This is a genomic window from Microbacterium sp., from assembly GCF_035556355.1.
GTDB lineage: Bacteria > Actinomycetota > Actinomycetes > Actinomycetales > Microbacteriaceae > Microbacterium.
Map to the genome: position 1 here is coordinate 34,094 of NZ_DATMFG010000015.1, position 12,661 is coordinate 46,754.

The following is a 12,661-nucleotide window of genomic DNA, read 5'->3' on the forward strand; positions in this document are numbered from 1 at the left end:
CGGGGTGATGTGCGAGGTCAGGGGCGGACGAGCACCTTGAGGGCGGTGCGGTCGTCCATCGCCTTGTAGCCGTCGGGCACCTCGGCGAGGGAGATGGTGCGGTCGAACACGCGGCCCGGATGGATGGTGCCGTCGAGGATCTTCGGCATGAGCCGCTCGATGTAGGCGCGGGCCGGGGCGACGCCGCCGGTGAGGGTGATGTTAGGGAAGAACATCGACGCCATCCCGACGTTCGCGTCCTGATACTGAGGCACGCCCACTCGGGAGACGGTGCCGCCGGGCCGGACCACGCCGAAGGCCTGATCGAACGCCTCCGGGAAGCCGACGGCCTCGATGACGACGTGCGTGCCGTCGCCGCCGGTGAGGTCCTTGACGCGGGCGATGCCCTCCTCGCCGCGCTCGGGCACGACATCGGTGGCTCCGAACTCGAGGCCCAGATCGGTGCGCGCCTCGTGCCGCCCCATGAGGATGATCCGCGATGCACCCAACAGCTTCGCGGAGAGCACGGCGGAGAGCCCGACGGCGCCGTCGCCGATCACGGTGACCGTGGTGTCCTCGCCGACCCGGCCCTTGAATGCGGCGTGGTATCCGGTGCAGAACACGTCCGACAGGGTCAGCAGATCGGGTAGCAGCTCCGAATCCACGCCGACCGGAAGTTTGACGAGAGTGCCGTCGGCCAGCGGAACTCGCACGGCCTCCGCCTGGGCTCCGCCGACGTCACCGGCACCCCACACGCCGCCGTGCCGGCAGGAGGTGTGCAGCCCCTCCCGGCAGAAGTCGCAAGTGTTGTCGGCCCACACGAATGGAGCCACGACGAGGTCGCCCTTCTTCAGCGTCTGGACGTTGGCGCCCGTCTCCTCGACGAGCCCGAGGAACTCGTGACCCATGGCGGACACGCCGGAGCGGATGCCACCGCCGTGGTAAGCGTGGAGATCGGATCCGCAGATGCACGAGAGCACGATTTTCACGATCGCGTCGGTGGGCTGCAGGATCTTGGGGTCCGCGGTCTCCTCGACGCGGACATCCCCGGGGCCGTACATGAACGTCGCAAGCATCGGATGGGTCCTCTCTGTCCGGACGCGATGGAGCGTCCTCGTCCACTGTGCGCGCTCGGCGACCGGCGAGGGAGTTGCCCGTGACCCGCGTACTGCCAGTCCCTCCCACCGCCCGGCCCCTACGCCTAGCGTGGACCCATGGACTACAGAGGTGAAGTGCGCGACTTTCTGCGCACCCGCCGCGCGCGCGTCACGCCGGACCAGGTCAACCTGATCACCGGCGGCAACCGCCGGGTGCCGGGCCTGCGTCGCGAGGAGGTCGCGCTCCTCGCCGGCGTCAGCGTCGACTACTACGCGCAGCTCGAGCGCGGCAATCTCGCCGGGGTCTCCGACGAGGTGCTCGAGGCGATCGCGCGGGCACTTCGGCTTGACGAGGCGGAGACCGCGCACCTGTTCGACCTCGCGCGCGCCGTCCAGCCCAAGCCGGTCCGCCGGGCACGCAAGGCGAGCACCGGACAGGTGCGACCCAGCCTGCAGCGACTGCTGGACGCGATCACGGACGCGCCCGCATGGGTACGGGACGAGCGCATGGATATCGTCGCCACCAACTCTCTCGGCCGCGCGCTCAACGCCCCTCTCTTCGACGACCCCCGACGCCCGGTGAACAACGCCCGATTCGTCTTCCTGAACGAGGATGCATCCCGCCGCTACTACACAGACTGGGAGAAGGGCGCCGACGACATCGTCGCCGCGATGCGCGGTTACGCCGCCCAGCGGCCGCACGACAAACAGCTGACCGACCTGATCGGCGAGCTCGTGACCCGCTCCGACGCGTTCCGTACGCGTTGGGCCGCGCACAACGTGCGCTATCACCGCACCGGGATCAAGCGCCTCCACCATCCCGTCGTCGGCGACCTCGAGCTCACCTACGAGGCACTCGACCTGCCCGCTGACCCCGGCTGGCACCTGTTCGCGTTCACTGCCGAGCCTGGCAGCCCCTCCGACGAGCGGCTCCGCGTGCTCGCGAGCTGGGCCGCCACTGGGGAAGGCGGCGCGGGTGCGGACGCGGCCGATGATGTCGAGCCGTCACCGATGCGCGACCTCGACCGCGGCTGAGCGGCCCACGACGAAGGTTCCAGGGACGTACTAGCAGTCCGTGGGTCCACAGCGACTCCCGCAGGTGCCGGACACGAGCGACGCTTGGAAAGCGGATCGCCCAGGGCGGTCTCGCGTCATTTCGTCCAGACCTGAACAGAGATTCCATGACTTCGTCCCTGATTCCGCTTGCGATGATGACCGGCTGGTCGACCCGCATCGCCTCTCGTGCGTCAGATGAGTAGGCCGACGTCGCCCCGAGCCGGGTGGCGTCTGCCGAGCACGCCGGCGTTCGTCGTCATCTCCGGCGCGCTCGTGATGGTGTTCCTCGCCTCGGGAACGCCCGTGCCGCTCTACAACACCTTCCGCGTCGAGGACGGCATCACAAACTCCGGCCTCGCCATCACGACGGTGATCTACCTGGCCACGACGGCACTCGCGCTGCTGACGACCGGGCGCCTGTCGAACCACCTCGGCCGCAGGCCTGTCGCATTCGGAGCCATCCTGTTCGCTATCGCGGGGTGCCTCCTGATGATGAATGTGCACGGACTCGGCGTTCTCATCACCGGACGCGCTTTGCAGGGGATCGCCTGCGGCGTCGCATCCAGCGCGCTCGGTTCGTATGTCATCGACACGGCGCCGCCGCGTCCACGCTGGCTGCCGGCAGTGATCACGAGCAACGCCCCGCCTTTCGCCATCCCGGTCGGCGCGCTGATCTCCGGTGAGCTGGTCGAGGTCGGTCCGGCGCCGCGGCTTCTCGTGTTCGCTGTCCTCGCCGTCGTCCTGGCCGTGTTCGGTCTGCTGCTGTGGGCATGTCCTGAGACCGTGAAGCCTCATCCCGGCGCGATGAGGTCTCTTCGCCCGCGGATACACGTGCCGCACGGTGAGGGGCGCCTCCTGTTCGCGGCAGGAGCAGCGTTCGTCGCCACCTGGTCGCTCAGCGGCTTCTATCAGGCCTTCTCGCCTGTACTGACGGTCGACTACCTCGGTACGTCCAGCGCGCTCGTCATCGCTGTGGTGTTCGCATCGATCGTGATCCTCAGCCCGATCGGCGGCGTGCTCACCGGGCGACTCCGAACCGCCCGCGCCGTACGGCTCGGCCTCGGCGCGTTCGTCGTCGCCACCGCGGCGATCCTGCTCTCCCTCCACGCCGGGGCGATCGTTCCGTTCCTCATTGCGAGTCTCGTCGCGAGCGTCGCTCAGGGGGCGGCGAACAGCGGTGGAATGCGGGCTGTTCTCGCCCACAGCCGGCCGCAGGACCGGTCTGGGCTCCTCGCAACGATTTACCTCATCTCGTACGCGGGAGCAGCGGCTCCCGGGTTGCTGGCCGGGCGACTCGCCAACTCGATGCCGGTGGACCAGATCGCGCTCGGATACGGCGCGCTCGTGCTCGTAGCTTCCGCCGCTGGGATCGTCGCCATTCGCTCTTCGAGTGCCGCGCCTCGTCGTTGAGCGGATCGCCACGGGAGCGGCTACAGGAACGAAACCTGGTGACCTACGTCCAGCGGTGTCGGCGTTCGACTGCCTGCCGGCCCTGGCAGACGAGCAGCGCACGGTCCCATCGTCGGCGGGCGCGCCGTGAACGAGGCCCGTGCACTGCAGCCGCGGCACGGGGAAATCCTTCCCGCGTCGACCTCACGGCACGCTAGCCCCGCGGCCATGGCCTGCTACTGTCTTCACCCCGTTCCTCACCACGCCCGAGCATGTGTCTTCTGCGGGGAGGTCGGCACCCGTCAACGCGGCTCCGGCCACGATGATCGACGCACAGCATCACGTCGACGCAGTGTGCTGCGCTGCGGGCGACTGGACGTCGGTTCGGTGTCGCCAGCCCCGCGGTCTCGGCCTCGATTCGCTCACCCTCCGTGGCTGGCCTCATCAGCGGGCCTCCTCGGCCATCTGCCGTGCATGATCTGTGCAGAGCGTCCAGGACCACAGCCGAATCGTGTACTGCTGCGCGGGGCCACCGCACAGCTCGCACAGTCGCGTGCTTTCCCACTCGGCCGCGCGGATGATCTCCGCGAAGGCGTCGTCATGCACCTCCGGGTCAGGTGATGGCTGAGCGTAGAAGCTGAGGGAGCCGAACTTGGATTTGCACTGGAGGACGATGTAGTCCGGAGCGATTGCCGAGAGCTGCTCGTCAAGGCGCCCCAGCAGTGGAATCCAGCCGATGTTCACCTCGAGCAGCTCTGGCCATCCCGGAGCGATCCGGGCGAGGATCCGCTGTGCCTCGGGTCGGTTCTCACCGATCATCTGTGCTCCGCTCGCTCGAATGTGTAGGTCGCGTCTGCTCATCGGTCACGTGTGCGATCAGTCGGTGGCGGGTCTCCATCTGGGCGTGCTGTCGGTCTCGGGATCGCGCCCGGAAGGCGCGCCCAACGCGCAGGCTGCGGGTCACGCCTGTCTCCCAGCTGATCATGCCGCGCCGGCGCCACTCGATTGTGACGTGTCCGCGAAACCCGGTCAGGGCGCGGCGTCGTTCGAAGTACGTAAGGCCCGGTGGAAAGGGAGCGGGCAGCCCGTCTATGTCGGGAAGTAGATGCGCGAACAACTCCGTATAGGTCGGGCCGCGGCCGGTTCGGCGCCGGACCTGGGCCACGAAAATGCCCGCAGCCAGCGCCCACTCCTCGGCGCTGTCTTCGCCTGTGAGCTCATCGAAGACGTACGCCCACTGCGCGGGCGGCGGGCTGGGGATCTCTCGCCACCAGATCGGGTACGAGTCGGGCGTCACTGCACCATCACAATCCTGGTCGCATGCGAGGGTCGACCCCGCGACGCGACCAGTGGCCGACGGGGCCGGCAGCACACGTGCAGAAGATGGCGGACGGATCCGACGAGTACCAAGATTGTTTCGTATGGCCTTCGGAATTATGCCATACGCATTAGGCCATACCCGGACTAGTCGATCGCGACGCTGGACGGATGGCTCGGCGTGACGACAGTATCAACGCGGAGTGGAGCGACTACGTAAAGCGCCTCGCAACTAATCTGCGCCGCACCCGGGACCGGGCGGGGCTGAGCCAGGAAGACGTCGCCTACCGGGCGGGGCTGACGCGTTACACGTATCAGAAGTACGAGAAGGGCGAGTCGCGCCCAGGGAGCGCCGCGAATCCGACGTTGCGGACCGTTCTCACGCTGTCGCAAGTGCTGGGCGTGCCGCTGTCCGAGCTGATTCCCGATGAGGTACCGGACCTGCGCAGCCGTTGAGAGGCGTTGGACGGTCTACTCGTCGCCGCGTGTGTGGAGCGGGATGACGCCCGATGATTGCTCGAGCTGTGTGCGAAGGGCCTGGTTCTCGAGCGTCAGCCGCTGCACTTCCGCGGCCGCCACCCGCACCTCGTTCACGAGACGGGCTTTGTCGTTGCGGAGCCGCGCGAGTTCAGCGACGGGCAGTTCATGCACCGGGCGTTCCGGAGTGCGGGCGCGATCGCGCAGCGCGACTCTGCGGGTGTCGGCGAGTGTCTGCGCCAGCTGAGGGAAGCGGCGCCAGAAGGTGGCGTTGCTGAGTCCGAGTCGCGCGGCGACGGCGAGGACGGCGGGAGGGCGAGACGGATCCTCCCGCGTGAGCGCCTCGACGACGGCGGTGATCTCGGTCTCGGTCGGCAGTGGTACAGCGCGAGTCATGGCTCGGTTCCGTTCCTCTCCAGCAGATGCATGATCTGCGCTCGGCGCTTGCGCAGGCGCTCTGCCAGGAGCGGCGGCAGTGCGGGGCGGGCCGCGGTGTCGGCGTCGATGGTCTCGAGCTCTGCCTGCCAGGCCCGGCGGTTGTCGGCATCCAGGGCGACGTTCCCGCAGGCGAGGGGCTTGCATGCGCGCAGGTCCGGGCCCTCATCCGGTGCGCCGGTGCGGTCGCGGCAGAGTGCCTTGCGGTGGTCGTAGACGCAGGTGACGTAGCGATCGGGATACACCGCGGGATCGTTGCGGGTGATGATCCGCAGCAGCCGGTGACGATCGGTGGCAACGACGCCTTGGAAGCGAGCCTTCTCGCCGAACTCGGCCAAGCGCTCCCGAGCGGCGTCTGCTGCGGGTCCAAGGAGCGCTGAATGGTCGTGCTGGTCGATCATGGCCAGCAGGTGCTCACCGCGGGCCAGCGCCTGTTCGGCTTCGACCTCGGCGCGGAACCCGGATTCGGATGTGCCGGCGTAGCCCTCGAACATGTGGATGCTGTGGTGTCGGTACGCGATCGCTCCCGCGATCGATCCGCCGGGGCGGCGCGCGATGTACCAGGCGAGGGTGCGCCGGAACTGCCTGCTGGACAGTCGCCAAGTACGTCCGTTGACGTCGGGGATCCCGTCGTCCCGGCCGTGTGCGGCGCAGTACTCGTTGACCCAGGTCGTGAAGCGTGCCAGCTGCCTGTTGGTCGCAGCGAGGGTGAGTGCGTGGTTGCCGCCGCGACCGGCCGATCCGGCACCAGGACCTACTTTCAGCGGCGCGAAAAGCCATCGAGCAGGTGTGGACGTGGCGGAATGCGCGTCCTCGAGTACACGGATGGCGCGCGCGGCGGCCTCGCCGATGACCCAGGTTGCAGTGGTGCCGCGGTCGTCGAGTTCGCCCTTGAACGCCGTGCTCGTCACGGTCCACCGGTAGGGACGCCCCGTCCCGTCCCGGGCAGACGTGCAGCAGCCGGGGCGGAGATGCTTGATCTCGTTGTCGCGCATTCCAGACAGGAAGGCGATCACGATGTAGCAGGCGATGTGGAGCACCTGCGTGAGTACGGTGAGGGACTGGTCCGTCCCGGGAGTCAGGCTGATGCCCTCGATCCACGGCGCGCCGTCGAGACGGCCCTGCACGTTGAGGCCGAGCTCGGCGTACTCCGACACGCCAACGATCGCGGCCGTGGCGAGGATCTCTTCGCGCTGTCTCTCGAGAGCAGTGCGGTCGCACCCGATCTGGTAGGCGATCGCGTTGAAGTGCGGGATGCCGCGCAGTCCGGGCAAGGGCGAGCCCGTGCGACGGGTCTCTGCGAGGTATGCGCGTATCCGGTCTTGCTGGAATCCGTACGGCTTGCCGGTGATTGGCCCGTTTTGCGCCGGGCGGCGCCGGACGCTCCAGGATCTGATCGCGGCGAGGATGTCGCCGCTGAAGTCATCCACGAATCGCATCGCCCACACCAGTACCCGGCTGTGCACGCCTTCGGGGATGCGTTCGGTCGTGTTCTCACGGTTGCGGCCCGGGTCTGGTTCGCTCCAGGAGGCCGCGCGTCGTGGATCGGTCTGCAGGCCCGCGTCGGCGACGGCGCCGCGATAGCGCCACAGCATGTTCACAGCCGAGCGCAGCGCGAACCGCCTCGACGCGGACGGGAAGGTGGTGAGTAGATGGCGCTGGAACTGCTCGTAGACCGTCGTTGTGACCTCCGGCAGGTGCATGTCGGGGTGCGTCGCCTCCAACCAGCGAAGGAAAACCCGCAGGTTATAGAAGGCGGTCGCGACACTCGAGATCCGCGGTCGCGGCGCCTCGTCCGGCAACGGCCCGGACAGCATCGCGTAACAGAGCCGTTTGAGCGCGGCCCGGTGCAGTGCCGGGACCGTGTCGAACCGGAGCGTGAGGCCGCGTTCCTGCTGCTGCACGGAGGCGGGCGCCAGCGCCCAGTCGTCGTCGTCGAATCGCGCCGTGTCCTCGAGCTGGTATCCGGGACGCAGCGCGCGCCGATGGAGGACGTATCGGAGGTCCGCGATTTCCGCGTCGGAGGCAGTGCGCAAGGTCATGTTCGTTCCCAGGGAGGTTCGACGAGATCCAGCAGGCTGTCGTTCGGGCGCGCGGCGTGTGCACGCGCGATCTCCGCCTCGGTGAATTTCGGCAGCACATCATGACGGATCGCCGCCCAGACCGGCCCGTAGCGGGCCCACCACTCCTGATCCGAGAGCGCAGACCGACGCGTCTCGAGTGAGTCCAGCAGGCTCAACAGCCGGGGTAGGTGATCTCCGGTGATGACGGAGTTGCCGCAGTGGAAGCAATCGAGGAAGGACGCCCCGCAACGACGCCCCGTGAGCGGATGGTGGGAATGGTCGCGACACGACGTCCACGCCGTCTCCGATTCACCCGCTTCGGCCTCCGGGGGCGCCGATCCGGCTGGCGGTGCGGTGATGCGGATGTTCAGCTGGCGGCGTCCGCCGGTGTCGCGCAGCGCGCGCAGATGCGCGTCGTAGGCAGCGCGCTCCACGTCAGTGAACGCCTCGGAGACCACTTCGCGTGCCCACTCGATCGTGGTCTGATCACCCGAGAGGTAGTTGCGGAACAGCACGGCGGTGGTGTTGCTGCGGGCTGCGGAAGGCAGATGTCCGCCGAGCTGACGGGTACGGCGGACATCGATACTCGTCTTCAGCCGGTTCGCGGTGAGCCGCAACGGGTCTCCAGTCGCGTCCGGGGCGGATTCCGCTCCCGACGGTGGGTCGGCGCGCAGACCGTGCGTTTCCACCCACGAGCCCCAGCGCAAGCTCGCATCCAATGAAGCGTCGAACGGATTACGGCACTCCGACGTGTGAGGTTGCCTGCCGGACTGGTGCCAGATGGCCCAAAAGGCGGGCGTCTGCAGGAACGCGCGAGCTGGGGCCATAAGCCGATGCAACAGCAGGTAGAGACCACCAGGCGTATGAAGCTCGCGACCTTGCGCACCGATCTCCCACGTGACGGTCTGGTGCCAGTGACCCGGGCCGCGGCGCCGTTTGACGAGATCGACTTCGACCGCGCGCCCCTCGATCACGCGATGCGCGACCGGGAGCTCCTTGATGACCTCCAGGTTCCATCCCGTGACCGCCATCAGCAGCACCAGCATCGGATAGAGGTCTCGGCGAGTCGCGAAGACCTTCGCAGCCACTGACCGCCTCTCCTCGGCGTGTGCCGGCCCAGACACTGCACCGAACCTCACGCGACCAGTCCGGCGTGCCGCGGATACTGCCGGATCCTCGCTTGTGGCGGCGTCGTGGAGTCGCTGCCGAAGCGCATTAATGTCTGCGCGTGCCGCGGCGACGATTCTCGCCAGCTCAGCATCCGAGTATCCGGAAACCGCGGCCCTATTTCGGCTGGCGAACACGCGAAGGCGGAGACGGTCTCTAACCTCCGAGGACACCAGCTGATTGAGCGGCGGCTGCTTGAAGAGAAGGCCGATCATACGCAATTCGATGCCGGCCTGGCCTCGACCAATGGTCTCGGAGCGCACCCGCCGGAAATCGTCCACGTGCATCGCGGTGAGTTCCGCTGGCACCGTGGGAGGCCAGCGCGTCCCGTCGAGGAACCGCAAGAATCGCCTCAGCGCACCCCAATCGCCTTGGCTGGACGAAAGGGTACGAAGGCCACCGGCCGGGCCGGTGCGCGCTGCCCACGCACTAGCAAGAGGCTCATGCCAACCAGGTAGCGGCAGCGAGCCGACCTCGAAGCGATGCTGTCGCCCATCCTCGCCTCTGAAGTGCACGGTCGTTCCCTCGACGCCCGACGTGTCGCCCGCGACCGGGACGTAGCGCCCGGCGGGAGACCGCGATGGTCGGCCGACGCCGGTGCTGCCTCGCCCTGCCATCACGCTCCGCCCCCTGATCGAGCGGCGCGCGGATCGTCCCATTCGTCCGGGATCAGAGTCAGCCGGGTCTCCAGCTCGAGCTCCTCCAGCGCATGCAAGTAGATCTGCGTCGTCGTGACGCTGCGATGCCCCAGAGCCCTGCGCACCCAGTCCAGGGGATCTCCGAACACGCGCACATAGTGCGTGCGCTGCTCGGGCTTAAGCCCGGCCAACGCAGCGATATGCCCGCGTTGCAGCTGCTCCAATGTCAGCACAGCGAATGTGTGGCGAAGCAGATGAGCGTGCGCGCGCAGTGCGAGCCCACGCGCTGTGCACCTCTCATTGGCCTGGCGGAACATGTCCTTCCAGGTCGACACCGACACCGAAGCACCGTCCTCGGTCAACCACAGCGCCGCCGGCTCGAGCCCGTCCTCTGCCTCGACCATGAGGCGCGCCCGCTCCGACGGCGGCAGGTTGGCGACCCTCGTGCGCGACAGCAGCCCACCGCCCGCCCGGGTGATGACAACTCCTGAGTCGGGGTCCAGAATCGGGCCGGCGGCATGCTCGTACCGTCCTCGAGCTCGCGCAGACTCGATCACGCCTCGTCGATCGACCCGCACATACTCGGCAATCTCGCGCAGGACGCTCGCCGGTGCGTAGATCCAGCGCTCGGAGCCCCATTTGGCCACCGCACTGCCCAGCCAGAACCTGCTATACCCGCCCGCGGGTTCCGAAGGGATCTCTGCCACCAGCAAGGAAGCCTGTTCCGTCAGACGTAGACCCGTTCGCACCATCAAGTCCGTGAATGCCGCGTTGCGCACAGCCCATCTTCCGCGGAACGACGGGTCCGGAAGGGCATCGGTCGTGTACCCGCGCACGCCCACATCGCGCCACGTCCGATAAGAAGCTGCGGGTAGCCAATGCACGTGCTCACGACGCGCGTCGTGCGAATATGTCGCCGCAGTCTGCTCCACAGAACGCGGCGCAGACCGTGGGCCAGGGCGGGAGTCGCGTTGCGGAATCGGGTTCTCAGTCACGCGGCCACGCGAAGTCTGCCAGCGAAAGAAGCGGTTCTGGGAGCTGACCTCCCGGTCCCACGTCCTCCCACTGACCAACGGGCCCTGCGGATCCTGCCGGCGCCACAGGAGATATGCGCGATGATCCGTCTCAGTCGCGTCCCGCCAATCGACGACTCCACGGCCGCGGTACAGGAAGTTGAAGAACATCACGAGGTCGCCTGCATACCCCACGCGCGTCGACAACCGCGTCGACAGCATGTCCGCCGAGTAAAAGAACTCGTTCAGCTCACGGTCGTACGCGAACGAAGGCGATAGGAGAAACGGCGTGCCTAACGGAATGCCGAACTGCTCCCACCACCTTGAGTGCGCAGGAGTCTTCGCCTCGAGCGGCCCGTCAGTCAGCCGGAAGAGACGCCAACGCGCGTCCTCGAGTGACCACTCGTCACCCGACCTCGTGCTCATGCCCGGACACTACGCTCACTCAGTCGGGAAGTGAACACTGATCAGCACGAAACCCCCGACACAAGCTCGCCACGAACCCGTGTCCATGCGGCAACTACGGCGTGCGTGGCGCGTCGTGCTCATGTCCGCCGATGGCCATCCGGCGGTACCTCGGTCGACTTTCGGGGCCTCTTCTCGATCGCATCGACATCGAGCTGTCGCTCACGCGCGTCTCGGTCGCGCCGACGGATGCCGCACAGACGGGTATGACGACGGATGCCGCGCGCGTTCGCGTGGCCGAGGCCCGCGAACGCGCGGCGCATCGACTGCGCGGCACGGGCTGGCGACTCAACTCGCACGTACCGGGAGCATGGCTGCGCCAAGGCTCGTTCGCGCCGACGCCCCAGGCGCGTCGCCCGCTCGATGCGGCCCTCCACCGCGGGTCTCTGACGCTGCGCGGCTATGACCGTGTGCTCCGAGTCGCGTCGACTCTGGCCGACCTGGACGGTGCCGCGCGAATCGAGCTCGACCACGTCGGCCGCGCGCTCTACCTCAAGAAGGGACTCACCGCATGAAGATCTCAGCGCTCGATCCGTCCGCCGCGCGCCGCGCGCTCGACGGCGTGACCACCGTGGCCGGGCTCGACGACGACGCGATCGTGGAGCGCTATGCGCGAGTCGTGTGGAACGTCGTGACGGAACCCGGCGACGGGGTCGCGGGCAGGCTCATCGCAGCGCTCGGGGCGGCGCCCGCCCTCGCCGTCGTTGAGGGAGGGAGCGTCATCGCGCCCGTCGAGGGGGTGAGCACGCGCGAGTTCGCGGAGGGACGCAGGCGTTGGTCGCCCCGCCTGCGATCGGTCGATGTCGACGACGCGCTCGCTCTCGCGCGCGCACGAGGAGTGGAACTGGTGTGTCCCGATGATCCCGCCTGGCCCCACCGGGTCGACGACCTCGGACCCCACGCACCCCTTGCGCTGTGGGTGAAGGGCGAGGCTGCGGCGCTCGCCTCACTCACGCCATCGGTGGCGATCGTCGGAGCCAGAGCAGCGACGTCCTATGGCGAGCACGTCGCGGGGGAACTCGCTGCGGAATCGGCCGGACGTGGGATCCCGGTCGTGTCGGGCGCGGCCTACGGCATCGACGCGGCCGCCCACAGAGCGGCGCTGGCGGTCGGCGGGACGACGGTGGCACTGCTCGCGGGCGGTGCGGACCGCCCCTATCCCGCGGGCAACGGACGCCTCATCGACCGCATCGCCGAGAGCGGTGCAATCGTGAGCGAAGTGCCGTGCGGCGGCGCGCCCACCAAGTGGCGCTTCCTGCAGCGGAATCGCATCATCGCTGCATCGGCCGATGCGACGGTCGTGGTCGAGGCGGGCTGGCGCAGCGGCTCGCTCAACACCGCCAGTCATGCGCGCGCACTCGGGCGACCGGTCGGCGCGGTGCCGGGACCGGTCACATCAGTTATCTGGGTGTTGTCAAGGGGGTGGGACTGCTGCACGGATAGGTGACAGGTTGTAGTCACGCCGCCAGTGCGACGGTCGTGTTCATGATGGTCTCGAACTCGATGGGCGTCAAACGGCCCAGGCGGGGTTGGCGCCTCCGGCGGTGGTAGGTCCTTTCGATCCA

The 12,661-nt window shown here is 68.1% G+C and carries 11 protein-coding genes and 1 pseudogene; 6 read left to right on the forward strand and 6 right to left on the reverse strand.

Annotation, left to right across the window (positions count from 1 at the left end; translation table 11 throughout):
• Positions 1–17: 17 nt before the first annotated feature.
• Positions 18–1,055: a zinc-binding dehydrogenase gene (locus VNR19_RS02915; RefSeq protein ID WP_325723728.1), complete on the reverse strand. Its 1,038-nt coding sequence runs from the start codon at positions 1,053–1,055 to the stop codon at positions 18–20.
• A 138-nt stretch (positions 1,056–1,193) separates the two neighbouring features.
• Here VNR19_RS02915 and VNR19_RS02920 point away from each other — a divergent pair, with 138 nt between their 5' ends.
• Positions 1,194–2,111 carry a helix-turn-helix domain-containing protein gene (locus VNR19_RS02920; protein WP_325723730.1) on the forward strand — a complete coding sequence of 306 codons (918 nt, stop codon included), beginning with the start codon at positions 1,194–1,196 and terminating at the stop codon, positions 2,109–2,111.
• A 216-nt stretch (positions 2,112–2,327) separates the two neighbouring features.
• Positions 2,328–3,542, forward strand: coding sequence for an MFS transporter (locus VNR19_RS02925; RefSeq protein WP_325723732.1), 1,215 nt, complete (start codon positions 2,328–2,330; stop codon positions 3,540–3,542).
• Positions 3,543–3,965: 423 nt separating this feature from the next.
• Here the strand turns inward: VNR19_RS02925 and VNR19_RS02930 are convergent, their stop codons facing one another.
• Positions 3,966–4,340, reverse strand: coding sequence for a hypothetical protein (locus VNR19_RS02930; RefSeq protein ID WP_325723734.1), 375 nt, complete (start codon positions 4,338–4,340; stop codon positions 3,966–3,968).
• A gap of 669 nt (positions 4,341–5,009) precedes the next feature.
• Between VNR19_RS02930 and VNR19_RS02935 the strand changes: the two genes are divergently transcribed.
• Positions 5,010–5,294, forward strand: a complete 285-nt coding sequence (locus VNR19_RS02935) for a helix-turn-helix transcriptional regulator (protein WP_325723736.1) — start codon at positions 5,010–5,012, stop codon at positions 5,292–5,294.
• A gap of 15 nt (positions 5,295–5,309) precedes the next feature.
• Here the strand turns inward: VNR19_RS02935 and VNR19_RS02940 are convergent, their stop codons facing one another.
• The 4 genes from VNR19_RS02940 to VNR19_RS02955 form a co-directional block, all read right to left on the reverse strand.
• The gene (locus VNR19_RS02940; RefSeq protein ID WP_325723738.1) at positions 5,310–5,711 is read right to left on the reverse strand and encodes an MreC domain-containing protein; all 402 of its coding nucleotides are present in this window, start codon (positions 5,709–5,711) and stop codon (positions 5,310–5,312) included.
• The gene (locus VNR19_RS02945; protein ID WP_325723740.1) at positions 5,708–7,792 is read right to left on the reverse strand and encodes a hypothetical protein; all 2,085 of its coding nucleotides are present in this window, start codon (positions 7,790–7,792) and stop codon (positions 5,708–5,710) included. Before VNR19_RS02945 ends, VNR19_RS02940 begins: the two co-directional genes overlap by 4 nt.
• The gene (locus VNR19_RS02950) at positions 7,789–8,901 is read right to left on the reverse strand and encodes a hypothetical protein (RefSeq protein ID WP_325723742.1); all 1,113 of its coding nucleotides are present in this window, start codon (positions 8,899–8,901) and stop codon (positions 7,789–7,791) included. The genes VNR19_RS02945 and VNR19_RS02950 overlap by 4 nt, the downstream gene beginning before the upstream one ends.
• A gap of 695 nt (positions 8,902–9,596) precedes the next feature.
• Positions 9,597–11,057, reverse strand: a complete 1,461-nt coding sequence (locus VNR19_RS02955) for a tyrosine-type recombinase/integrase (RefSeq protein WP_325723744.1) — start codon at positions 11,055–11,057, stop codon at positions 9,597–9,599.
• A 77-nt stretch (positions 11,058–11,134) separates the two neighbouring features.
• Here VNR19_RS02955 and VNR19_RS02960 point away from each other — a divergent pair.
• The 3 genes and pseudogenes from VNR19_RS02960 to dprA form a co-directional block, all read left to right on the forward strand.
• Positions 11,135–11,260 (forward strand): annotated as a pseudogene (locus VNR19_RS02960) (ATP-binding protein); the annotation flags it as partial.
• Positions 11,252–11,611 (forward strand): magnesium chelatase subunit ChlI family protein, encoded by a 360-nt coding sequence (locus VNR19_RS02965; RefSeq protein ID WP_349255612.1) that lies wholly within the window; start codon positions 11,252–11,254, stop codon positions 11,609–11,611. The pseudogene VNR19_RS02960 and the gene VNR19_RS02965, both read left to right, overlap by 9 nt.
• Positions 11,608–12,543, forward strand: coding sequence for a DNA-processing protein DprA (dprA, locus tag VNR19_RS02970; protein WP_325723746.1), 936 nt, complete (start codon positions 11,608–11,610; stop codon positions 12,541–12,543). Before VNR19_RS02965 ends, dprA begins: the two co-directional genes overlap by 4 nt.
• The last annotated feature ends 118 nt before the right edge of the window (positions 12,544–12,661 follow it).

What these genes read in the sequence shown, in the direction of transcription:
- VNR19_RS02915 (WP_325723728.1), bottom strand. Translation starts at nt 1,055, where the DNA reads ATGCTTGCGACGTTCATGTACGGCCCCGGGGATGTCCGCGTCGAGGAG.
- VNR19_RS02920 (WP_325723730.1), top strand. Translation starts at nt 1,194, where the DNA reads ATGGACTACAGAGGTGAAGTGCGCGACTTTCTGCGCACCCGCCGCGCG.
- VNR19_RS02925 (WP_325723732.1), top strand. Translation starts at nt 2,328, where the DNA reads ATGAGTAGGCCGACGTCGCCCCGAGCCGGGTGGCGTCTGCCGAGCACG.
- VNR19_RS02930 (WP_325723734.1), bottom strand. Translation starts at nt 4,340, where the DNA reads ATGATCGGTGAGAACCGACCCGAGGCACAGCGGATCCTCGCCCGGATC.
- VNR19_RS02935 (WP_325723736.1), top strand. Translation starts at nt 5,010, where the DNA reads ATGGCTCGGCGTGACGACAGTATCAACGCGGAGTGGAGCGACTACGTA.
- VNR19_RS02940 (WP_325723738.1), bottom strand. Translation starts at nt 5,711, where the DNA reads ATGACTCGCGCTGTACCACTGCCGACCGAGACCGAGATCACCGCCGTC.
- VNR19_RS02945 (WP_325723740.1), bottom strand. Translation starts at nt 7,792, where the DNA reads ATGACCTTGCGCACTGCCTCCGACGCGGAAATCGCGGACCTCCGATAC.
- VNR19_RS02955 (WP_325723744.1), bottom strand. Translation starts at nt 11,057, where the DNA reads ATGAGCACGAGGTCGGGTGACGAGTGGTCACTCGAGGACGCGCGTTGG.
- dprA (WP_325723746.1), top strand. Translation starts at nt 11,608, where the DNA reads ATGAAGATCTCAGCGCTCGATCCGTCCGCCGCGCGCCGCGCGCTCGAC.